Below are 23,849 nucleotides of genomic sequence, written 5' to 3' on the forward strand. Positions count from 1 at the left end.
ATTTAATTTATCAGATTTTTACTTAAGTTAATTTTAGGAAAGTTTTTTGCCTTATTATCCGTTAGACCTTCGTCAGGTATCCATACGCACCAAGTAGTGCTATAACTCTACGGGAAGCCTGGCATCCAAGGCCTTTAGTCTAATTCCGTAAACTTTTTTTATAGCCTGAAGGAGATAAAGATGTTTTGCTTTTGAACAATTTATTGAAAGACTGCGGGTGTTCAAAGCCCAAGTGATAAGCGATTTGGGCCACCGTTAGGTCATTTTTTGCGAGATATTCCTTTGCTTTTTCAATCACCTTTTCGTGGATGAACTGTTGTGCGTTCAAACCGATCAGGTTTCGCAACAAATCACTCAGGTAACGTCGCGTAACATGCAGGTTTTCTGCAAGGGTAGCAACAGAAGGCAATCCCCCTGTTAATAACTTATCGTCCTTAAAATAATCTTCCAATTGTTGTTCCAGTCTTACCAAAAGATCATTGTTCACCGCCTTTCGGGTAAGAAATTGACGATCATAAAAACGATTGGCATAATTAAGCAGCAATTCAATTTGTGAAATAATCACATCCTGGCTAAATTTATCAATCCGCTCGTTCAGCTCATCCTGAATAAATCTGTAAATGCTGAGGATGGTTGCCTTTTCTTTTTCAGAAAGATATAAAGCCTCTGCCGCGGAATAGCTAAAATAACCATATTGTTTGATGGCCGAATTTAGTGGATAAGACCTAAGAAAGTCGGGATGAATATGCAGCGTCATACCACTGTAGTCGGCCTCTTCGTCCTGCATTTTTAAAAGTTGACCAGGCGCGATGAAAGACATCCCCCCCTCTTCAAAATCATAGAATCCCTGACCGTATTTCAACTTTCCCGAAAAACTCGTTTTGAATGATATTTTGTAAAAGTTCAGAATAATGCCCTCTTCAAAATCTTTAGGATCAAAACGTGCTTCCCCATAATTCATGATGCTGATGAGCGGATGGGATGGTGCAGCTTGTCCCATCGCTTTATGCAGCTGAGATATGGAATTGAATATGACGGGATGTTTTTTCACGATATACAAACTTAATCAAATTTAATTCCTGCTGAGAGACAATAAAGATTTGACAGGAGCAAAATGAATATTTAAAAGATGAACTGGGAACGGATTTTCTTAAACTGTCCCTCGGGTGTGGCTTCAATGCGTTCCTTATACAAGGTTATAGCATCATTACCAGCTATATACCTCAGTTGATCTTTCTCATCCGTGGCCGCGTCATAAATAATCTGCGACACATCTGCTGCTTTTGTGTAATTGGCAACCTGTTCTTCGCTGTAGCCCTCACTTACCTTGGCCACCAAGTGATTGTAAGCCTTGTGCATCCCTCCCTGCAAGGACCTTCCTGCGAAATCGGTTTGCATACCACCTGGTGCTACCACTTTAACCTTGACGCCAAAATTAGCTAACTCATAAGCGAGGCCCTCTGAAAAACCATCTACGGCAAACTTGCTAGCATTGTAAACAGAGCAAGTTGGATAGCCTAACAGGCCAAATGTAGAAGTAATGTTGATGAATGTCCCGCTTTTCCTTTCCCGAAAATAAGGGACGAATGCTTTTGTAACGTGGATGACACCGAATAGATTGGTCTGCAGCTGAGCATCGATCTGCTCATCGCTGAACGCTTCTAAAGGACCGATGAGGCCATAACCTGCATTGTTCAAGACCACATCAACAGAATGGGATTTCAAAATTTCTCTTACCGTTTTTTGGATTTGTGCGGTATCCGTAACATCCATTGGTAATAAGATTACATTTGGAAGCTGGGCCAGTTCGGTTTCCTTCTCCGGGCTCCTCATGGTGGCAATTACTTGCCAGCCTTTAGCTTGAAATAATTTGGCTGTCGCTTTTCCCAATCCGGATGAGGCTCCGGTAATAAAAATTGCCTTTTGCATATTTATTTGCTTTAATTGTACTATGCAAAAGTGGACATTACTATAAACCTAAAATTAATCTAAACTGAAATATTGTAAGCCAAAATGACGTATTTCTCCGCGATAACAAAAAAAGAGCATAGACCGTTAAATTCATTCTTTAAAAAGGAAGGTCATGACTCTTCATTTACTATCGGATTTTCTTTCAACACTCTGGGCAGTGCTATTTCCTCTTCACGTCACGGATTAAAACAGCGGCCCCCGATTTTCCGTCCCACCAACAGGTTTGTTTCTTTTGAATATGGTTTATGTCTTGGCATTTTAGCGATTTAGGCCCTATGCCGTACCAATCCATAAACATCTGCACTATCATCGCAAATTGTATCATGAATGCAAATAATATTGCATTGGTTACGCGTGGAAATCGCGGCTTCGGACTGCTTAATATATCTCAGCAAGTTTTTTTCAAACGCCCTCCCCTCTTAAATTTTTGGCTATAATGATTCCGTGCTGATACAGGCCAACGCCTGCAATACTGATTGGGCTACAAAGTGTCGGGGTTGGGCTACAAATCAAATTCATTACATCCTGAAATTTGTATCAAGAAAAAAATTAAAATCATGAGTACAAATAAAATTGCATTGGTTACCGGCGGAAGTCGTGGCTTGGGAAGAGATATGGCCATCAATATCGCCAAAAAAGGATTAGATGTAGTGATAACTTATCAATCTAACCAAACTGCTGCTGACAGTGTGGTATCTGAAATTGAAAAAATAGGACAGAAAGCATTGGCCTTACCTTTAGATGTGAGCATCTATGAAAATTACGAACCCTTCTTTTCGGATAAACTACTGCCGGCATTAAACAACCATTTTCAGGCTTCGACTATTGATTATCTCGTACACAACGCCGGACAAATTGCACCCGCACCCTTTGAGACCGCGAGCATCAGCGAGTTTAAAGACATGATACACATCCATTTAATGGCGCCATTCTTTCTTACACAACATGCCTTAAAAATTATGAACAATGGCGGTGGCATTATTAACATTTCCAGTGGGCTTACCCGCTTTACAACCCCTGGATTTGCAACCTACGCAGCAATGAAGGGCGGTTTGGAGGTACTAACCAAATATCAGGCAAAAGAACTGGGCGCCCGTAAAATTCGTGCCAATGTGGTAGCGCCAGGTGCCATTGAAACCGACATTATGGGCGGCGCAGTGCGAGATAATTCAACCCTTAACAAAGCACTGGCTGCCGATACAGCATTAGGACGCGTTGGTTTACCCACCGATATTGGTGCTGTGGTTGCCTTTTTATGTACCGATGAAGCGTACTGGATCAATGCACAACGTATTGAAATATCCGGTGGAATGAATCTTTAATTTCTTCGTATTTTTGGGTAATGAAAACATTCACGCATATTAAAACAATTAGCGAATTTCATCAGCGAAATCGGTTGTCCAAGCCGGAGCATCCCCTGATCAGCTTGGTAGACTACGGTCAAATGTACCACGATGAAATGCTATTGCATTTTACGCAGGGATTTTATTCCATTGCCTTTAAAAAGAATGTTATCGGTAAATGGCAGTACGGACGGCAGGATTATGACTTTGATGAAGGACTCATGTCTTTTTTTGCTCCTAATCAGGTACTGGATGTTACGATTGACGAACAACAGTTGAAGAATAAACCATCAGGATGGATTTTACTTATCCATCCTGATTTCCTATGGAATACCGAGCTATCGCAAAAATTCAGACAATACGATTTTTTCAATTACGCGATCAATGAAGCACTTTTCCTATCAGAAAAAGAAGAAACGATTATTGCCCAAATTTTTGCGAATATACAACACGAATACGCTTCAAATATGGACGAATTTAGCAAAGGCATCATCATCTCACAGATCGGGTTGTTATTGAACTATTCACAACGATTCTATAAAAGACAGTTCCTCACCCGGGAAAAAAACAACCACGAAATTCTCACCCGTTTTGAAAAAATTCTAGTGGACTATTGTAGCAGCGAGCTACTGACTCGGCAGGGCTTGCCAACGGTGTCCTATATCAGTGAAAAACTTCATATCACACCAGATTACCTCAGCACGATGTTGCGGCATATTACCGGACAAAACACTCGTCAACATATACAGGATAAAGTCATTGAAATGGCTAAAGAAAAATTATCGACCACATCGGCTTCCGTAAGCGAGATTGCCTATGGCTTGGGTTTTGAACATCCACAATCCTTTAGTAAGCTGTTCAAAAAACGCACAAAACTAACGCCTCTTGAATTTCGAGCAAGTATTAAGGCAACAAGCGCTCCACAATAATTTGCACGACGGCCGACCCCGCCGCCGCTCGCGTTAAAATAACGTTCAGTTTCTTGCATATGTTGTAAAAATTAACTGACCTTAAGTGGCTACCAATGATACCCATTCAGAAAATATTCACAAAAAGAATATAACCAGTTAAATTCATCCCTTAAAAAATGAAGTTCATCAGAAAAGGAGTAGATTTAGTAATAAATCTTCGCTGGAAACTTTATTTTTGAGCATGCCTCGGGTGAAAAGAATAAATATAAAAAAACTGTTCATTTTTTTCTTCTCCACACTGATTTATGCTTTGTGTCAAATGCTTTTCAGCATTATTCTCATGAAGGAAGATTTATGGGCTAATTTCCACATACAGTTATCAGCACATTATATCGTTATCTTCATCATGTGTTTTGCTGATTATGGCTTACTGCTACTTTTAAATAAATATCTACCTTATTCCAAAAATATATTTTATCGTATTGTGGCGGGCCTTATAGGCATCACATTGATCTGTTTGGTCATTCTGTGGATGTTTAATTACATGATCTACGACGTATTTCATATACCTGAGGAAGGTCTTCCCCCCTTCCTGGTGAAATTTGCATTTGCCATGACAACCAATATCCCGATTCTGTTGGTATTTGAATTAATCTATTATTTTCAGTCGGAACAAAAAGCTATAGCCGACTCCGAAACAGCCAAGCGCAAAGTGCTGTTATTCCAGCACGAAACCTTAAGGTCACAGATAAACCCACACTTCCTCTTCAATTCGTTGAATGTACTTTCTTCATTAATCTATATCAATCCCGACAATGCCAATAAATTCACCAAAGCCCTCTCCAAGACCTATCGGTATGTACTTTCTCTTACCCGGCAGCCGGTTGTTTCGGTAGCGGAAGAATTAGATGCCTTGGATTCGTATCTTTTCCTTATGCGGATGCGGTTCGAAAACTCGTTCACTTTTACGGTAGATAAAATAGCGGACTGTGAAAAGAACAAAATTATTCCGCTCACTTTGCAACTGCTGATAGAGAATGCTTTTAAGCATAATATCGCAACCGAAGAATCACTGTTGCACATAAAAATTACGGTCGACCCTGATTATATTACGATTGAAAATAACATTCAACCGTCTAGCGATGTGGATAAAGGCGGTATAGGACTCAAGTACATTACCAAGCAATATAAGCTGTATGCCAAAGACGTCGTCGTGACGCATACCGGCGATCTATTTATTGTAAAAATCCCTTATATCCAACAATGAAATACCTAATAGTAGAAGACGAACGATTTGCATACGAAGAATTAAAACGGATGATGGCGAAACTACGCTCCGGTTATCTCCTGGAGAAGCAAACCAAAACAGTTATCGATACCATTGGTTTCCTGAAAGCATCTTCTGTCGATTTAATTTTGATGGATATCCGTCTGGCCGATGGCAACTGCTTCGAAATATTCAACCATGTAAAGGTCAACACGCCTGTCATATTTACCACCGCTTACGATGAACATGCCATCAAAGCCTTTAAGCTGAACAGCATCGATTACCTATTAAAACCTTTTGATGAGAAGGAGTTAGAAGCGGCCTTAATCAAATTCGAAAACATCTTTCATAACCACCACTATATAACCGACCCCAAGCGTTTTGAGCAAATCCTGCCGGTTAAAACCAAAAATCGTTTTCTGATATCGAAGGGAGAAAATTATCACTACATAGAAACCACTGATATCGCGCATTTTTATAGTGAAGACGGCGTCGTTTTTCTCCACACCCTTCACGATAAACGGTATATTATTAATTATACTTTAGATCAGCTAGAACAGCAAGTTGACAGCCGCTTGTTTTTCCGCGTATCACGTAACTGCATTGCGAACGTAAAAGCCATTGAAAGTGTTAACAAATATTTTAACAGCCGACTGAAGCTTTCCTTTGTACCCGCATGTCCACATGAGGTGCTAGTCAGTCGTGTACGCGTCCCCGACTTTCTGCGATGGATGGACGGGATTGTGGAATAGCTCCAAACACGGAAAACTTCATCCCTTCCATTCTATAGTTCATAGGGCAAATTCTTAGGTCTGTCGCTTGCACCTTTCAATAGCGGATCATCCATCGTTCTTTTGTTCAACATTAAAAACAAAATTAAATTTTAGAACGATGAACAAGAACGCAATCACATTTTTCCTAGCAGCCGGCGCCCTATTTCTTTCCCTACAAATGTCAGCTCAGGACAAACCTGTATCATTCGGTATTAAAACCGGACCAAATCTATCTAATTACCGCTTAGGTGGTGATATGAAAAACTTTAAAAGTAAAAGGAAAATAGGCGGTTCCTTTGGCGGTTTCGTTAAATACGATCTGAGTACCAATTTTGCCTTGCAATCCGGGATTGATGTGTATTATGACATCTCGAACCTAGAATCCAAATCAACTCAATCAACTACCAAGTTCAAATCCGTTGGTGTAGAAATTCCGCTCTATGGAATGGTTCAAGGGCAGCTAGGCAGTGGGAAAGCCTTTATAGGCGTAGGCCCTTATGTCGGTTATGGCGTCCTGGCAAAAGCCGGTGGCGTGAACCTGTTCAAAACGAATGGGGAGACCGGAAGACCTGCCCTAAAACGTTTCGATTATGGTGTCGGCGGCATTATAGGATACCAGTTTGATAAAAACTGGCAAATAAATGCCAGTTATCAATACGGGTTGGCCGACCTGCATAAAGCCCAGGGAGGCTCCATGAAAAACCAACGTGCAGCCATCGGAATAGCCTATAAATTTTAAAAAAGCCAAGCCATAGAACAGGTTGCGTACAGCAGTGTAAATATATGCCCCTAAAGAAAACAGCAAATAAACGTAGGGTCTTCCATTTCATAATTGTCTTAGCGTTATACAAGACATTAATTATAGGAAGCAAGCGATGAAAACAAACAACAAGGGTCAAGCCGGTTATTTAAAAATAGGTTATGCCGTGCAATTTAATACACCTGAATTTCTGTACGCAATGGCTTTTTTCGAATTCATTTTATCCGGTTCATACTACACTTCATCCACCAGATGCTGAAGTCTGCCATCTATTGCTTTCGACATCACTTCATTCACCCTTCTTTTGCTTCCTATATAATAAATAAGTGCAAATAAAAATTTAAAAATCATATGAAGTTCATATCATTCTGCTTAACAACGTTAGCCATACTACTCTATCTCGAAGGCAACGCGCAACAAGTGTCTTTCAGAACCGAGTATATTGGAAATTCGGGCTATTATTATCTGCCTCCGGGTGAAAAACCACGAGAAAAAATCGGTAATAGCAAAGGTTCCGCCATGGTTTACCAAGGAGCCGTCAACATTCCCTTATCCATGAAAATGAATGAAAAGAATCGTCCCACAGCTTGGGGGATTGGCCTTGGCGGATCATACGTCTCTTTGAAAAACCGAAATTTTTCAGATGAAATGGTTTCCGAAATCATGAATATACAACTCGGGGTTTACCATCTACGTCCGTTAAATGACCGATGGTCGATGCGGGCCAGCCTAGGAGCCGGTATATTTGCTCCCACTACCGATTTCTCCAAGCTGACATTTAAAAATGTGCTGGGAAGTGGGGGCCTTGTTTTTATCCGGCACCTGAAACCGAATCTGGATATAGGCGGTGGCGTATCGATCAATAGTTCTTTAGGGTACCCCATGATATTTCCGGCGGTTTATGTTAAATGGAAGCTTCACGGAAAATACGATGTCAATGTAGAAGTAATCGAAGGCCTTGAATTATCGGCAGGTTACGATTTCAACGATCGGTTCAAACTATCTTATGCCATTGAAATGAACGGGCAGGTCGCCTTATTGAAAAAAGACGGCAAAGACGTGATCTTCTCGCACCAGTATATCGTTACAGGCTTTCGTCCCGAGCTCAAGCTCGGTAAAACCGGGTTAACCATGACCGGTATGGTGGGACTAAACCTATACCGTCCGGCTGCGTACAGCGACAGAACCTTGAAGGGTGTATTTGCATCCGATAATGATTACTTTTTTTCTGTTTCCCCTTATGCATCGGTTGGCTTAAAGATGAAACTCTAAATATGAACCCGAAGCAGATACTAAAACAACTTGCTTATAGAAGTGCTTATGCCGGCCTATACATAATAAGCCTGCTACCGATGACCTTTCTATATGCATTGGGTTCCATCACTTATTTTCTTGCTTATTATATCATCGGTTACAGAAAAGAAGTCGTTATCCAGAATATAGCACGTGCCTTTCCGGATAAGCGATACGGAGAAGTCCATGCAATTGTAAAAAAGTTCTACACTTGCTTTACCGCCTATTTTGCCGAAATCATCAAAAGCATTTCCGTTTCGGCTGAAGTGCTTGACAAGAAAATTGTATTTGAGAATCAAGAATTAATTGATCAGTACATAGCCTCCGGACGAGACGTTATTGCTTGCTTAGGCCATTGCGGAAATTGGGAGATGCTGAATTTTATGCCTTTTAAGATGCAATACGACATATATGCCGTTTACAAACCCCTTCGCTCAACCACGATGAATAAGCTGATGATTAGATTCCGGTCTCGTTTTGGCATGAAGTTATTACCTGATAAAGCGGTTGTACGCCAAATACTAGCTAAAAGTTCAGGTCCGGCCGCCTATCTATTCCTTGCCGACCAATGTCCGCCGATAAAAGAAGAAAAATTCAGGTTCACTTTCTTGCACCAGGACACATACGTCTTTTCAGGCATGGAGAAATTGGCACGCACGAGTCGATCGGCCGTCATCTACTTACATATTACACAGCTATCTAAAGGGCATTACAAAATAACCTGTTTACCAATCTGTTCCGAAGCTTCAGCTACGCGAGAGGGCGAGATAACCCAAAAATATGTAAGCCTCTTAACCGAAAACATCAAAGAAGAACCCTATGGTTGGTTATGGACACACAAGCGATGGAAAGGATCTCCATCTAGCTGATATCCACCATTAAATTTATAGCATTCCAGATAGCAGCGGCTAAAAATCTTTAGCATAAAACATTTTTGATAATGAAATATCCATGATTACCAAAGACAAACATAAAATAATCCGGATATTCCACCTGCCTGCCGGTAGGCAGGTATGGCCTTTAAAAGAGAAGTCATTTACATATGAACCCGACATGATTAAAAATAATCATTAAGCACACAGGCAATGATTATTTTAATCATCAAAGGCTCCATCTGACAACTAAAAACAAAAAATAAACAGATGAAATATTTATTAGTTGGAGATAGCGGACAAGAAGAACAAATGTTACTCGACCATCTTGCAGCGTTTTTTTGGAACAATGGACACGAAGTGTATAGCCGTACCAGTTTAGGCAATGAAATCAATTATCAAAACATGCTAACATGCTGTGACTATATCGTTTTGCTGACCTTTCGAGATTATCCAACAGCATCATTCTTCGAACGCGGGCAGGCAGTATATGAACATGTTGGCTTAACGAAAAAGCTTCACAAAAAAATTATGCTGGTTTTTTCCAAAAATGGTGTCTATACCAATGCGATTCCATTTCCACATAAAATTTTCCATTTTGAGCACTTGAACAAAAAAGAATTAAGCCGTTTCTTCCGTTGGGGCACGAAATTAAATCTATTTATCAAACATTCACCGCATAGGGGTTACCGAAACTTCATCTTCCTTTAAAGTCTAACATAAAAAGAGAATATCATGCAGTCAACGATCACCTACAATGATATGGCCCTTATTTTAACATGGCCGGATACCACTATCCGTGGAGACGAAAAGTGGATGTTGTTTTTAAAGAAAATTGGCATCGTAAAAAACTTAAATTTTAAAGTAGGTCATACCGGTATTGTTATCATTAAACGAGAAACCGGCGAAATGCTCTTCTATGACTTCGGACGATATATCACGCCCCGGCAATATGGTCGAGCTCGTTCTAAATTTTCAGACCCTCGCCTAGCGATTACGATTAAGGCGAAATTTGAAGGCCGTACTATTGTCAACCTTGAAGAAATCGCAACACAGTTTGAAGCATTGAAACCTGCCATGTATGGAGAAGGTATTCTTTATTTTGCTATTGCTCGTGGTATTAATTTCGAACGCGCCAAAGCTTACGGAGACGAATGTGTACTTCAAGGTGCATATCCTTATGGTGCCATCGCCCGCAACAACAATAATTGTTCACGATTTATTGTCCGCATGCTTGCTCGGTGTTCCAAGCGCTACAGCTGGCGACATACTATCAATTTCCCCGAAACAATTAAAGCAAGTCCCATCAGTAATTTAGTTAATGTAGTGCCAGATCGAATGATCTACTCATTTACACCCCATGAGGGCTTAAAACATGTTAAGATGAACCGTTGGCAGTCCGTTCGTTTTTTACTGAAAAAGCTAGGAGAGAATGTAAGCCAAAGAAAAGCCCGTCTTTTACCCGCCGACCACTCGGTTGGCCGCATGAACGCACCCTCAAAACCCATTACTGTGCCTAAAGAGGCTCAGTATCTTGGAGGCGTGGGTGATGGAGCATGGTTCAGTATACAAGCCACTACTGGCGACAATGTCATCATTAAGCGGTTCACTTCGGAAGGAAAATTGGAGTATGTGATCCTTGGCGAAACAACCGAACCGGTTAACCTGTCACAACCTTTCGAAGTCACCTATGACAGTCACCTCCTCTTTACACATATCAAACAGCACAGAAAAAAGATTCGCATCAAGCATCTACAGCAACTGCCGGTAAACTACTCCCCGAGTGAATGGCGTTATAAGAATCTTCCCGTGGTTGGCTAACCGTCCCTGATCTTTTAAGCCAACTTGTCAAGTTCCAGCTCATGGAAGTGTTGCGCAGCAATAGCAAGCGCCCCTACAGCCAGATTAAATCGTTTATGCTACAAAAGCAGAAAATTCTTCTATGGGCAACCTTACTTTTGGCATATCAACCAGGTAATCATTTTCCGCATCCCGATAGCCCAACGAAAGGATCACCGCCGTATGCAATCCCTTCTCCTTTAGCCCTAAAACCTCATCAAATTGGGCAGCATCAAAACCCTCCATGGGCGTAGAATCTATCTTCAATTCCGCAGCCGCCAGCAAGGCAGTACCCAAGCCAATATAAGCCTGTTTACTAGCCCAGACGGCATTTGCTTCCGCTGTATTTGCACTGAAATAGTTAACTAGTTTTTCTGTAAAATTAGCCATCCCACCTTCCGGTAAATTTCGTTGCTTTTCGGCCATTTTTATATATTCTTCAATATATGTTGTGGATATCTCGTTGAAAGCCGCAAACACCAATAAATGAGAAGAATTTACAATCTGTCCGTTAAACGAACCTGCGCCCAATTTGGCCCTTATCTCCGGATTAGAAACTACCAAAACCCGATAGGGCTGTATTCCGCATGAAGAAGCGGTTAGGTTGATGGCTTCTAAAATTTGGTTGATCTTTTCCTCGCTAACTTTTTCTGTGCTGTATTTTTTAGTGGCGTAACGCCATTTTAAATGATTAATAAGTTCCATTGTATAAATTTTTATGTTTGCGATGCAAAGGTAAAGCAGAATTGTTTAAATTTGCCACTAAGTGACAAAAAGTAACAGTGACATTTGGGTAACCAAGGGACAAAAATGAAATCAGAAAGTATATTAATCGAAGACTGTAGCCAAACCGTATTGGCTATAAATGACACCATGGAAATCTTAGGCGGAAAGTGGAAGGTGCTTATTATCGCCTGCCTGTGCTACCAACCCATGCGCTATTCCGAATTACTGAAGAAAGTTCAGGGCATCTCCGGTAAGATGTTGAGTCGGGAGCTGAAGGAGCTTGAAGTAAACGGATTGATTGAACGAAATGTATTGGCCACTTCTCCTGTCTCGGTAGCCTATAAGATTACAGAGTACGGAAAATCATTAAAGCAATTGACGCAAACCATTGCCGAATGGGGACTTCAACACCGCGCACGTATTCTCAAAGACATGAGACAGGAAAAAGTTTAGGTGGAAGTGCTTTGAACAACTTGCTGAACAAGCATCACCTTTTATACCTACAAACTCAATAAATCTTTCATTCCAAATGCTGTTAGTACTCGGTCGTATTCAACCTGAACGGCTTCATTAGCCGTTTTGACAATCTCTCCCGTAGATGGGTCAACCACGGTTCTTAACGGGCGTTGTCCTTTTGGTAAATTCATTAGCTTTACCACGGCATCTGCAATGTTTTGAGGATCCGGTTTTACAGTCTCAAACATCTGACTAAGGGCATTGAACATTTTTTCCGGAACTTCTGCTATCACTTTATAAGCGTCAACAACCGATGTGTCAGATCCTGCTTGAATCTTTTGAGACATCTCAGTCGGGAAAGCCCCCGGTTGAATAATTGCTACATCGACTCCCAGAGGTCGTGCCTCATAATGCAAGCCTTCGCTTAAACCTTCCAAAGCGAATTTTGAAGCACCGTACACCGCTGAAAAAGGAGGCGAGAACCTACCCCACCCGCTCGAGACGTTGATGATCAAACCTTCCGATTGTTTACGCATATAGGGTAAGGCTAATTTCATCAATCTCCAGGGAGCGATCACATTCACATCAAAAACTCGTTGCACATCGGCCGTAGTAGCACTTTCAGCCACCCCAAATAGGGCAACACCCGCATTATTTACCAATACATCGATGGTACCTTCCTTCGCTATAACGGTGTCAAAAGCATGTTTAACACTGGTTTCATCTGTTAGCGTAACATCCAAAACGGTGATATTGGCTACCTGTGATAGCGCATTTGCCCTATCTGCATTCTTTCCTTGGGTGTCTCTCATAGTGGCATATACCTTATGCCCCAAAGCAGCTACGCTATTCGCCGTAAGCCATCCAAACCCACTATTTGTTCCTGTAATTAATACAACTTTTTTGCTCATTGCTATTCATTTAAATTAATGATACAAAGCTCGGTATCAAAAAAGAGGAAGCATTTACCATTTGGTAAAAAGTGCGCTCAACGGATATTTCTTCGTATTCGGCTCAAGGATTGTTGAGTGATCCCAAGATAAGAAGCGACATGAGAAAGCGGCACACGGTTAACAAGACCGGGAAATTGTTCAATGAACGATAAATAGCGCGTAGTTGCATCCTCAGAAACCAGTGGGCTCCTTCTTTCAATCGCTTTTAACAAACAATTTTTTGTAATCTGAGTTATAATAGCGTCCCAGCCAACAATCGTATTGCCGATCTCGTCCCAACTTTTCTTTGAAAAAACGAGCATTTTGCAAGGTGTAACGGCCTGTACATAATCGGAGGCCACCACTTGTGCCTCAAACTTTTGTTGGTCAGAAACAAAATTGTTCTCGTCTACGAATGAGTGTGTGATCTCTTCGCCTTTGTTGTTGTAATAGCAGAAACGAACGATCCCTTCAAGAATAAACCCAACGTGTCTGGGGATCTTTCCAGCTTCCGAAAAATAGTCATCCTTATGAAGTTCCAACGTTTCCGCTTTGCTCAGAATGAAATCGATTTGCTGTTTGTTCAAATTTCCAAACTGTAATACGTAGTTGATAAACTCTTTCATACTTTAAATTTCGAACTTATTATGAGGAATCCGCTTACCATATGGTAAAAAGTTTTTTCGCTGCCTAATTTATCAATGGCTAGGAACCTGTTTAAAAGAACATTTTTTTTATTTTGATGTCGCTGCTCGTTGCTTCAATATCGTCCAAGGCCATTTAAGCATTTCAGAACCTCAATGCAAAGGGGCTGTAGCGCCTAGGGAAGGACGGCCTTCCAGGGTGAGCGTAAAGAAAATTCGATTGGAAGGGCCGAAAAAACGTTATGCGAAAAAGCGAAGGAAAGGATTGAGATATGGGGCGGCTCCGCATAACGGCGGGTATGAAATCGAATTTTTAGCGAGAACTGGACAGCCTTGATGTTTGTCTCACTTTGCATCAAGGTAAAGTGAGATGAAAGCTGTGCGCCAATGAACAATCACTGTTCGAAAACGAACACTTGCTGTTAAAACCAAAGACACAAACAACTAATAATCAAATTGATAAAATTATGGCTCCATTTATGTTTAGTTAATATTCAATTAAAGGGCTCGGTATGATAAAGAACTACATCAAAATTGCTTGGCGCAATCTACTTAAAAACAAAGGGTATTCCATCTTGAACATAACAGGCTTGGCTATCGGTATGGCAGCTGCCATGTTGATCCTTTCCTGGGTACAAAACGAACGGAGTTTTGACCTATTTCACCATAAAAAAGACCAACTCTTTTTAGTAGGAAACCGAGCCAATTGGGGCGATAAACTTCAGGTGTGGTTCTACACGCCCAAGCCTTTAGGGCCGGCCGCCAAAGCGGAATTTCCGGAAATAGCCCATTACAGCCGCTACTCCGATAACAGTTTTCTGTTCTCCGTGGGCGACAAGAAGCTAAAGGGCCAGGGCGCCTTCGTAGATTCCGCTTTCCTTTCCATGTTCGATTTTCCGTTGCTCGAAGGTGATAAAGAGCATATCTTAAAAACCCCCACCGAAATTGTCATCAGCCAAAGCCTGGCTAAACGTTTATTTGGCAAAGAAGAAGCACTGGGGAAAACGCTCAAAATAGATAGTGTAGATGTAGTGACCGTCTCCGGCGTTCTAGCCGATATGCCCGGCAATACCCGGTTCACCGATGCGGAGTTCCTGCTTCCTTGGAAATACATGGAAAAGATTGGTTATAGCGACGACTATTGGAGCAACAACTCGGTACAAACCTATGTAGAATTAAATCCGGGCATCAGCAAAGAGGCAATGGACAGAAAGATCAAGGACATTACCAAGCGGCATAATGGACCGGAGGAAGACACGGAAGTCCTGCTGCATGCACTCCCCGACTGGTGGCTCCGCTCCAAATTTGAAAATGGAAAGATAGTGGGCGGGCGCATTGATATGGTCAACCTCTTCACGCTGATCGCCGTTTTCATCTTAGTAATTGCCTGCATTAACTTTATGAACATTAGCACCGCCCGAAGCGAAAAACGGGCCAAGGAAGTCGGCATCCGAAAAGTAGCGGGCGCCTATCGCGTATCGCTGATCGGCCAGTTTTTAAGCGAATCCATTTTGATAGCTACCATCTCAGGTATCATCGCCCTACTTATTACCTGGTTAGCCCTTCCCTCCTTCGGCAATTTAATCAGCCGACGTTTAGCTGTTGATTTTGGTCATTTCCAGTTTTGGTTAAACGCTGTAGGCTTTATTTTAATAACCGGCCTGCTCGCAGGCAGTTTCCCGGCATTTTTTCTTTCGTCCTTTCAGCCTGTTAAAGTATTAAAGGGCACCTTTAAACAAGCAAAAGCCACTTTTAGTCTTCGTAAAATCCTGGTAGTTGTTCAGTTCACCATTGCCATCATTCTTATTATAAGCACCTTGGCTGTTCATAAACAAATCCAATACGCAAAAGACAGGGAAAATGGTTATGACAAAAACAATGTCGTTTATATTTCGGAGGAGGGCGAGGTCGCCAAGAACAGCAAGCTGATCAAAAATGAGCTGCTCCAAGAAGGTGTAGCCGTATCGGTTACGCGGTCCAGCAGCCCCATTACCGAAAGTTGGAGTAACAGTAATGGATTTTGGTGGCAGGGAAAAGCACCAAACGATAAAACACTTATCGACCGTATGTGCGCTGACGAGCACATTGTAAAAACAGCCGGTCTTCGTTTAGTGGCCGGCAGGGACATGGACCTGACGCAGTACCCTACCGATTCCACAGCCATCCTTTTAAATGAATCAGCCGTAAGACTTATGGGCTTCAAAGACCCCATAGGCCAGTTGATCAAAGATAACGGCATTGAATGGCACGTCGTGGGCGTGGTCGCCGATTTTATTTCCCGCTCACCCTATGAACCCGTGGAACCCGCTGTCATCGAAGGGGCCAAAGGGTGGTTTAATATCATGCATATCAAGTTCAATCCTGCCTTATCTACGGCTACTGCGCTTGCTAAAACAGAAGCCATTTTTAAGCGCTACAACCCCAATTATCCTTTCGCCTACAACTTTGTAGACAAAGCTTACGCCGCTAAATTCAAGGAATCCGAGCAAACCGGCACCATGGCAGCTTTATTTGCTTTTCTCACCATCTTTATTTCCTGCCTGGGTTTATTTGGACTTGCCGCCTATATGGCCGAAAATCGGACGAAAGAAATTGGAGTCCGCAAAGTACTCGGTGCGTCGGTTTTTTCCATTACACGCTTGCTGTCCAAAGAATTTGCCTGGTTAGTCATCATTTCTTGTTTGGTAGCTTTTCCAATTGCCTATTGGGCGATGGATAAATTCCTGGAAGCTTACACGTACCGTATTTCCCTCGGTTGGGGTTTATTTATCATCGCAGGATTGGGGGCGCTTATACTGGCTTTACTCACTGTGAGTTCACAAGCCATTAAAGCGGCAATAGCCAATCCGATTGATTCATTAAGGGATGAGTAAGTAAATGGTTTTTTTACTGTATAGCGCTACGCACAGCGTCTAAGCGTTTTTGTAATCCGTCCTGAACATGTTGTATGGCCACTTTTCCGATCGGCAATCTAAACGGAGGTTGCGCATGGACGGCACAATCGATTATAGCTTGCGCAACATCATGCACATTGTCCAGTTCACCAAAACCCTCATCGATAAATTTGCGTAGATCGTTTACCGGTGTGTCTTGGTATACATCCAAAGCAGGCGCTATGAGCAGGCTACTGCCGAAGTTAGTTCCCGTTGGCCCCGGTTCGGCAATTGTAAACCTAATATTAAAAGGTCGTACATCCTGTGCGGTCGACTCGATGAAGCCCTCTATTCCCCATTTAGATGCATGATACAAGCTGAAGCCCGGATAAGCAATCTGACCGCCTTCTGAAGACACCTGTATAATATGCCCCCCATCCCGCTGTTGACGCATTACCGGAATCAGTGCTTTTATCAATCGGATTGATCCTAACAAATTGACTTCAATCTGCTTCGAGATGACATGATCATCCAATTCTTCCACCGCTCCGAAAACACCCAGTCCGGCATTGCTCACCGCAACATCTATTCGTCCCATTTCCGCCAGCGCTGCTTCCACTGCATTATGAATACTCTCTGTATCTGTCAGTTCTAAATAACCAACATGGAGTTGTTTAGGATATCTTTCTTTCAATTCCAACAATTGTTCCGTTTGCCGTAGTGTCGCAAAAACAGTATGCCCGGATGCCAATAAGTGCTCGGTAAGAATACGGCCAATACCGCTTGATGTGCCTGTGATAAACCAGTTCTTTGTCATAATTTTATACGTATTATTTACACGACAAAGTTCGTGGATCGTTAAGCCATTTTTTTACAGAAAGCAAACCATCATTTACGAAAATCAAACCTTTCGGTATTGCAATGGCGAAAGCCCTTCATATTTCTTGAAAAAGTTGGAAAAATGGCTAACTTCTTTAAAGCCCAAGAGATAGGCAATTTCCGAAATATCAATGGAACTATGCTTGATGAGAACGCGCGCCTCCTGTAAGAAGCGTTGCTGTATTAACTGGGTAGTTGTACTTCCCATCGTTTTTTTCAAAACCCTGTTCAAGTAGTTTTCGTGAATCGCTAGCGTATCCGCAAAATCCGCTGCGTTCCGAAGGGGCACCTGCTGGTTTTTCAATTCAAGCGGAAACTGTCTTTCCAATAACTCCAAAAATGAGCCGGTAATCCTGCTAGCGGCTGCATCGTGCCGGTTAATCCGTGTTTCTTTAGTAGACACTTCATTGACACTGTGTAACACCTCAAAAATCAAATTCCGGATTTTATCATATTTATGTTGATACGCCGATCGGAAAGCCACGTCCATTTTCTCAAAAATAGCTTCAATTTCATCGTACAACCCTTCCGTCAATTCAATAACATTATCCCCTTCAGGCCGAAACATTTGGTAAGAGTCGATATTGCCAAAATGATGAAAAAACTCTTTGTTAAAAATACAATACACCCCACTGTGCGAATCCGCTCCCTTCGGAATCCAGTTATAGGGATAAGAAGGATTGCCAAAGAACAAACCCCGCTTTTGAATTTCATAGGTTTTATCTGCGAGATGAATTGTATACGCGCCCTTGAGCAAGTTTATTTTGTAAAAATCCCGTCGGTTGTAAGGAATAGGCTGTACGGAGCACGTATCCAATTCCTGTACCCAAAAAAGGTTGAAATTACCCAAATCCTTATTCACCAATTTATTTTGCGAGCGCAGGAAGTGGTTCATATCAATTCTTTCCATGTCCTAAAATTACAAAAATCAAACCAATGTAATGGCAACAATCCTCTTTCATCCTACCCTGAAAAGCGACAGAAACTAAAAGTGCCTTTGAAAGTAACCAGCATAATTATACAAAGAAAAAACCTTCAAATTTATTAACTTTACCAATCTAGCAATAAATCTAAAGCCCAAGGTCAGAAATGACGTATAGCCCTTTAAACTAATTATGATGAGCGTATCCGCAAAGAATTTAAACACATCTTATCATTTCATCTTTCTCATACTGTTATTTATAAGCCCGGGTATAGCCTCAGGCCAAACAGCCGATACCCCCTGGTGGAGCCGCAATAACCTGCGGGTTATTCAAACAAATCTTCCTGCCTTTACCGCCGAACGTATCGAACCGAAGGCCTTTGTAGACCAACTCGTTGAAGCATCAGCCAACACGTTGATCATCAACGCCGGTGGCATCATGGCCTTTTACCCCACCGCGCTCCCCTATCATTATCGAAATCCCTATGCCACCGACACCCTATTGGGCGAAATCATTGATCGTTGCCATGCACAGGGCATCCGTGTCATTGTACGCGTAGATTTCAGCAGATTACATAAATCCGTTTTTGAAGCGCATCCCGATTGGTGCTACCTATCTAACAAAGGAGAACGTATGTTTAATGATGATATTTACGTCGTATCTATCAATGCGCCTTATGTACAGGAAAAGTCGTTTGAAATCGTAAGCGAAATCATGGACCGCTTTCCCATTGATGGTATTTTTCTGAACATGCCCGGTTATCAAACCAACAATGCTTACATCGGAAAGTACTACGGTATCGATCACAACCCCTATGATCAGAAACGTTTTAAAGCATTCAGTGGCATGGATTTACCGGAAAAAGAAGACACACAAGACCCCGTATTTAAAAAGTACCAGGCCTTTAAACAGATGACTTTAGACGACTGGGCACAGCGATTACACAAACTGGTTAAAACCAAAAATCCAGCCGTCGCTATTTGCACCTACACCGATCAATATGTAGATATTATCCGCCACGAATCGCAAAGTAATACCAGCCTCCCTTATTGGCCTTACAATGCATCAGACAATGTCAGTAATGCCATGGGTTCTTATCCATCGCACATTATCAGCAATGCATCCATCCAACAGATTTCCTTTCAATCGCGCTTTAACAGTGTAGGTCCTGAAGAAGTTCGCATCAGGCTATATGAAAACATTGCCAATGGATCCGGGTTAGATATCAGCATGATGGGCGAATTCAATAACAATACCGATCCGCGCAACTTCCCCATTATTCGTTCCATTTACCAGTTCCATAAAACACATGAACCCTATTATGGCAATTACCGCTCCACGGCCAAGGTATTGATTCTCTCCCCCAGCTTATGGGCCCACGGCGCAGAGGGAGAAGAATACAGAGGCATCCAGCTGATGTTAAAAGAGACCCATATTCCCTTCGATGTGATGGAATACCGCCGCCCCCATGCGCAAACCGAAAGACTTGGGCAATATAAAGTTATCATTATCCCTGGCATACCCTCGCTTGACAGCTTAGATTTACATGCCTTATCGGTTGCCGTAAAAAAAGGTACCCGATTATTTGCAACCGGAGCTGCTTTTTCACATCATCCCGCCTTTCTGAAGGCGCAATTTGGAGCCTCTTTAACAACAATAAACCATGATGCCGCCGGCAATTACCTACAGGTTGATGACAGCAGCATTTTTAAGACATTGGGCGGTCAGCAAATGATTCATTTAGCCTATCCAATGCCGCTTTACACCTTCAGTTCATCGGTTAGCAACTACCTGCCCATCCTTAGTAAAGGTCGCCCGGGCCCACCGGAGATTGTAGGCGGGCATGAACCCATCGGTCATCAAGCACTGGCCATCAACACCGTTGAAAAACAAAAAAATGCCCTTCTAGTGCCCGCCATTGGGCGCCATTATTACCTAAAAGGCTATGAGCAACATAAAGCGATATTTCTAAACACCTTATCGGCGATCTATCCAGCAGCCCAAAGCTTATTAAAGACCGACGCTCCCGAACGTGTAGAAATGATATGGAAACAATATGCACGCAATGATGATGCAAATCATTTGGTCGATTTTCAGGCAGAAGGGCATATCTTGCACCTGATCAACCTAACTGGTTTCAGCGGGAATACCTACTTTAAGCCGAACGATTTGCATGGTATAAACCTTGATATTGCCTTAGCTGAAAAACCGACAGGGGTTCACCTATTAAAAGCTAATCAAGCTTTGGATTATTCTTGGAAAGACGGCAGAATACGCTTCACCGTACCCACGCTTTCCGACTATGAAGCCGTTGTGATAAAAAACAATTCTCGGGAAAATGATGTAAAATAGCAATTAGCCTTTACGTCGAGCCACTTGCTTGCTGTATCTGTACCGTCTGTAGTTTTAATACTGCTAATGCCTTATTGATATTGCTTAGCTCCTCGTGTATCAAGCAAAACTCAACAACTCCAAGGTTTTCCTGCAAGCGGAGCAATTTCGATGTACTGGGAATAGGCACAATAAAAAATGTATGTGCCGGTAGCCACGCTAATGCAATTTCTGCAGGTCTCACGCTTTAAGCTTAATGTAATTACCATCGCTAATAATAGAAGTAAATCAGTGTTTTTCACACATTTTTTCATATTATTACACATATTTTCTCAAATTATGACAATCAAAATTAATCTACGCCTTTGTATGCAGGTTTTCTGTAGATGCATGCTCAATCCATCTTTTCCCAACCAAGGAAAGGTTATGATGCTTTCTTTGCTTCTCACTATACTCAATCTGGCAAAAACAACCGCTCAAACGCTGGAGATCCACCAGATGAGTGTGGGGCACGGTGACGCCGCACTCGTAGTCGTTAGAGACACAGCCAAAGTGAGGCAGGCGATTATAGCTGCCGGGCAAACAGTCCCAGCCGATCGTACCGATATGCTTCAATTAGCGGTAGACAGCAGCGTTTCGCTGAATGGTACTGTCGTTAATGCCGTGTTAATTGACGGAGGCGACGGCAGTAAGCAAGCGAACAAAATCAACTTCTATATGACCAAAATGGGGATCGACTCGCTGAACTATATGATTGCTTCACATTACCATCAGGATCATATAGGCGGTTTACCCGGTGTCCTTGTAAACTTCAATTCAAATAAAGGCTCCTGGGATCGGGGGCTGGTAAAGCCGCTCCCAAGCTCAACCACCTCCAATAAATCACCCAGTGTTTATGGCAAGTACGTAAAAGCGGTAACCAAAGCGCCTATGACACGAAACACCACCAATTTAGCCACAACACTCAATTTATTCGGTACGGGCAAAAAACAGATCCAACTACTGTGTGTAGCCACCAACAACTACGTTCTCGGTGATACCACCACAAAACCGGCACCACGGTCAGGAAGCAATCAGAACGATCTGGGCTTAGCTTGGATCTTGCAATATGGTAATTTTCGTTTCTACAGCGCAGGTGACCTTGGTGGTTGGAAAAGTGGGGGTTATATCGATATGGAATCCCCATTAGCAGAAGCGTTAAAGGCTAACGATCAATCGAACTTCAAATGGGTCCATAACGGCAATGATGTTACCAAGGGACATGTCTGTTCCTTTAAGCTGAGTCATCATGGCAGTACCATCAGCACCAGTGAGTATTTTCTAAGCTTAATTAAACCGATAACCGGTCTTATCTCCTGTGGTGATAAACATGGACATCCCAATGAAGAAGTAATCGAAGCGTTGGACACGCATATTTACCCTAAATGGGATATCTCTAGCTGGACAGGTATCACACCTGATTCAGTTGACAACTCCCTTCAACGCTATTTTCTTACTTCTTTAATGGATGGCTTTACCGACTCAGCACGCGTCAATATAGGAAATCCCGCCAAAAGCAATGGCGTTATTGCAGGCGATATCGTGGTGATTGTTAATGACGAGGATATTGAGCAAAAAAGCAGGTTTACCGTTTTCTGGAACGGCGAACTACCGGGCACTATGGTAAGTCACGTAATGCGCACCCCAAATGCCGAGGGGAATATTAAGATGGAGTGCCACGAAGTGAAAACCAACAATGCAGACCTCGTCTATTTTAAATAATCAGTAACACCAATTATCATGGCATTAACGTTAAGTACCGCAAATGGATACAAAGTAGTTACCGGTGTATACGAGGGTCAAGGGACCTCAGCGATCCGGATTGGCCAAACCGCGCAGACCTTTGGCGGCTCCTCCAACCCGTTGGTAGTCGGATTTACTCGTTTAGACGACCTTACCTACACCATCAAAGCCTTTTTTGATCCCTCTTTATCGCCTTTGGCGCGAGACCAAGCTTACGACCAGATCTGTTTTATTCAAGTAAGCGATTTTTTGATCAACGGTTTGCAAACGCCCTTTCAACTGAAAGATCCGACAAGCCCCTTCCTTTTCACTAATCAATTCAATTCGCAATCGCATGCACCCGAGCTTTTAAAATGGATGAATATTCCCAAGCAATACGATAATCCTCTCAAAAATTTATGGTTCCCGGAGTATCCCTTGTGGGCCCTACAAGACGATCCACAACTAACTTTACCGCAGCTTTACAAGTATCCGCAACTTTACGGAGGATACACACGCTATAATCCAGCAGGCATTACGCGTAAAGGGAATGATAATCTCTGCGCCTTCATGACCTTAGAGACCGCATTGAGCTATCAAGGGCTGCCGGTAGACTTCAACAATCTAACTTATTTCAACACACTTGATTTATCGACGCTCAGGGGAACGGCTATTCCAGCAATTGTTCCGTTCCAGGCTCCCTTTATTAAGACATATCTTGCAGATCAGGGGATTATTCCCAACAACGCTCAAATAAAAAACACACAAACCATAAATGGCATCTCTTATTTTTTAATTAGTTATGAGAGTTTCGCGGAAAAAGCTAATAGAAGCATACGCTCTAAAACATTCCTTGCGGTTTGGAATGATGGGCAAACAACCTATTACGCAGTGTTAGATGACGACCTGCAGGAAGAATGGGAAGAAGCACAATTGATATATGGTAGGCCAGATTTGAACGCTTTAAACGGTGAATTAAGTAGCCGATATGGATATTACATTAAGAATCTATCGATTGAAAAATTTCGCTTATCACTTCGCTACGACACTTATGCCTGTGCTACCATCTATAATGCCGATACCAAGCTTTATCACTTAAAAGTTTTCGATGGGTTCCGCGTAGTGTTAACTAAACAATACAATTATATCATCTCGGGAAACGAACAATGGCTTGATACTACCTTCCATACTGAACCTTTGTTAGCTATAGACAGGCAACAGTTTTTGCAGACCGTTCAAGCATTTATCAGTCACCAAAATCCGGGCAGTCAACTCGTACCTTATCTGTAGTCATC

22 protein-coding genes are annotated in these 23,849 nt (G+C 42.2%); 14 read left to right on the top strand and 8 right to left on the bottom strand.

The window, feature by feature from the left end; genetic code table 11:
* Positions 1-139: 139 nt before the first annotated feature.
* Both FKG96_RS19380 and FKG96_RS19385 read right to left on the bottom strand, forming a co-directional pair.
* On the bottom strand, positions 140-1,051 hold the full coding sequence (locus FKG96_RS19380; RefSeq protein ID WP_246860306.1) for an AraC family transcriptional regulator: 912 nt from the start codon (positions 1,049-1,051) through the stop codon (positions 140-142).
* A 71-nt stretch (positions 1,052-1,122) separates the two neighbouring features.
* Positions 1,123-1,929 (bottom strand): SDR family oxidoreductase, encoded by an 807-nt coding sequence (locus FKG96_RS19385; RefSeq protein WP_130855274.1) that lies wholly within the window; start codon positions 1,927-1,929, stop codon positions 1,123-1,125.
* A gap of 599 nt (positions 1,930-2,528) precedes the next feature.
* On the opposite strand from FKG96_RS19385, the gene FKG96_RS19390 reads away from it, so the two are divergent.
* From FKG96_RS19390 to FKG96_RS19430, 9 genes are all read left to right on the top strand, one after another.
* Positions 2,529-3,293 (top strand): SDR family NAD(P)-dependent oxidoreductase, encoded by a 765-nt coding sequence (locus FKG96_RS19390; RefSeq protein ID WP_130855273.1) that lies wholly within the window; start codon positions 2,529-2,531, stop codon positions 3,291-3,293.
* A 20-nt stretch (positions 3,294-3,313) separates the two neighbouring features.
* Positions 3,314-4,243, top strand: coding sequence for an AraC family transcriptional regulator (locus FKG96_RS19395; protein ID WP_130855272.1), 930 nt, complete (start codon positions 3,314-3,316; stop codon positions 4,241-4,243).
* A 322-nt stretch (positions 4,244-4,565) separates the two neighbouring features.
* Positions 4,566-5,492, top strand: coding sequence for a sensor histidine kinase (locus FKG96_RS19400; RefSeq protein ID WP_246860307.1), 927 nt, complete (start codon positions 4,566-4,568; stop codon positions 5,490-5,492).
* Entirely contained in the window at positions 5,489-6,244 is a 756-nt protein-coding gene (locus tag FKG96_RS19405; RefSeq protein WP_013667610.1) for a LytTR family DNA-binding domain-containing protein, read from the top strand. Before FKG96_RS19400 ends, FKG96_RS19405 begins: the two co-directional genes overlap by 4 nt.
* Positions 6,245-6,383: 139 nt before the next feature.
* Positions 6,384-7,004 (top strand): porin family protein, encoded by a 621-nt coding sequence (locus FKG96_RS19410; protein WP_013667611.1) that lies wholly within the window; start codon positions 6,384-6,386, stop codon positions 7,002-7,004.
* Between the two features lie 372 nt (positions 7,005-7,376).
* Positions 7,377-8,297: a DUF6268 family outer membrane beta-barrel protein gene (locus FKG96_RS19415; protein WP_013667612.1), complete on the top strand. Its 921-nt coding sequence runs from the start codon at positions 7,377-7,379 to the stop codon at positions 8,295-8,297.
* 2 nt (positions 8,298-8,299) lie between these two features.
* Positions 8,300-9,187 carry a lysophospholipid acyltransferase family protein gene (locus FKG96_RS19420; protein WP_149105861.1) on the top strand — a complete coding sequence of 296 codons (888 nt, stop codon included), beginning with the start codon at positions 8,300-8,302 and terminating at the stop codon, positions 9,185-9,187.
* 273 nt (positions 9,188-9,460) lie between these two features.
* On the top strand, positions 9,461-9,901 hold the full coding sequence (locus tag FKG96_RS19425) for a hypothetical protein (RefSeq protein WP_013667614.1): 441 nt from the start codon (positions 9,461-9,463) through the stop codon (positions 9,899-9,901).
* A 24-nt stretch (positions 9,902-9,925) separates the two neighbouring features.
* Positions 9,926-11,011, top strand: coding sequence for a DUF6695 family protein (locus FKG96_RS19430; protein WP_149105862.1), 1,086 nt, complete (start codon positions 9,926-9,928; stop codon positions 11,009-11,011).
* A 93-nt stretch (positions 11,012-11,104) separates the two neighbouring features.
* On the opposite strand, the gene FKG96_RS19435 is transcribed toward FKG96_RS19430, so the two are convergent.
* Positions 11,105-11,734: a nitroreductase family protein gene (locus FKG96_RS19435; protein ID WP_130855267.1), complete on the bottom strand. Its 630-nt coding sequence runs from the start codon at positions 11,732-11,734 to the stop codon at positions 11,105-11,107.
* Between the two features lie 105 nt (positions 11,735-11,839).
* On the opposite strand from FKG96_RS19435, the gene FKG96_RS19440 reads away from it, so the two are divergent.
* Positions 11,840-12,208: a helix-turn-helix domain-containing protein gene (locus FKG96_RS19440; RefSeq protein ID WP_041387679.1), complete on the top strand. Its 369-nt coding sequence runs from the start codon at positions 11,840-11,842 to the stop codon at positions 12,206-12,208.
* 47 nt (positions 12,209-12,255) lie between these two features.
* On the opposite strand, the gene FKG96_RS19445 is transcribed toward FKG96_RS19440, so the two are convergent.
* Together FKG96_RS19445 and FKG96_RS19450 are read right to left on the bottom strand one after the other, a co-directional pair.
* Positions 12,256-13,122, bottom strand: a complete 867-nt coding sequence (locus tag FKG96_RS19445; RefSeq protein ID WP_149105863.1) for an SDR family oxidoreductase — start codon at positions 13,120-13,122, stop codon at positions 12,256-12,258.
* A 77-nt stretch (positions 13,123-13,199) separates the two neighbouring features.
* A complete protein-coding gene (locus FKG96_RS19450; protein ID WP_130855264.1) occupies positions 13,200-13,769 on the bottom strand; it encodes a Crp/Fnr family transcriptional regulator in 570 nt (189 codons plus the stop codon).
* 530 nt (positions 13,770-14,299) lie between these two features.
* Between FKG96_RS19450 and FKG96_RS19455 the strand changes: the two genes are divergently transcribed.
* Entirely contained in the window at positions 14,300-16,660 is a 2,361-nt protein-coding gene (locus tag FKG96_RS19455) for an ABC transporter permease (RefSeq protein ID WP_149105864.1), read from the top strand.
* A gap of 13 nt (positions 16,661-16,673) precedes the next feature.
* On the opposite strand, the gene FKG96_RS19460 is transcribed toward FKG96_RS19455, so the two are convergent.
* Entirely contained in the window at positions 16,674-17,477 is an 804-nt protein-coding gene (locus tag FKG96_RS19460) for an SDR family oxidoreductase (RefSeq protein ID WP_130855262.1), read from the bottom strand.
* Positions 17,478-17,561: 84 nt separating this feature from the next.
* On the bottom strand, positions 17,562-18,449 hold the full coding sequence (locus tag FKG96_RS19465; protein WP_130855261.1) for an AraC family transcriptional regulator: 888 nt from the start codon (positions 18,447-18,449) through the stop codon (positions 17,562-17,564).
* Positions 18,450-18,654: 205 nt separating this feature from the next.
* Here FKG96_RS19465 and FKG96_RS19470 point away from each other — a divergent pair, with 205 nt between their 5' ends.
* Positions 18,655-20,814: a hypothetical protein gene (locus tag FKG96_RS19470; RefSeq protein WP_149105865.1), complete on the top strand. Its 2,160-nt coding sequence runs from the start codon at positions 18,655-18,657 to the stop codon at positions 20,812-20,814.
* A gap of 10 nt (positions 20,815-20,824) precedes the next feature.
* Here FKG96_RS19470 and FKG96_RS19475 read toward each other — a convergent pair whose 3' ends face one another.
* Positions 20,825-21,037 (bottom strand): aldo/keto reductase, encoded by a 213-nt coding sequence (locus FKG96_RS19475; protein WP_130855259.1) that lies wholly within the window; start codon positions 21,035-21,037, stop codon positions 20,825-20,827.
* 95 nt (positions 21,038-21,132) lie between these two features.
* On the opposite strand from FKG96_RS19475, the gene FKG96_RS19480 reads away from it, so the two are divergent.
* Complete coding sequence (locus tag FKG96_RS19480; RefSeq protein ID WP_130855258.1) at positions 21,133-22,554, top strand: ComEC/Rec2 family competence protein; 1,422 nt, start codon at positions 21,133-21,135, stop codon at positions 22,552-22,554.
* A gap of 18 nt (positions 22,555-22,572) precedes the next feature.
* Complete coding sequence (locus FKG96_RS19485; protein ID WP_130855257.1) at positions 22,573-23,844, top strand: hypothetical protein; 1,272 nt, start codon at positions 22,573-22,575, stop codon at positions 23,842-23,844.
* Positions 23,845-23,849: the final 5 nt, after the last annotated feature.

This window comes from Olivibacter sp. LS-1 (assembly GCF_008245145.1).
Taxonomy (GTDB): domain Bacteria; phylum Bacteroidota; class Bacteroidia; order Sphingobacteriales; family Sphingobacteriaceae; genus Olivibacter; species Olivibacter oleidegradans.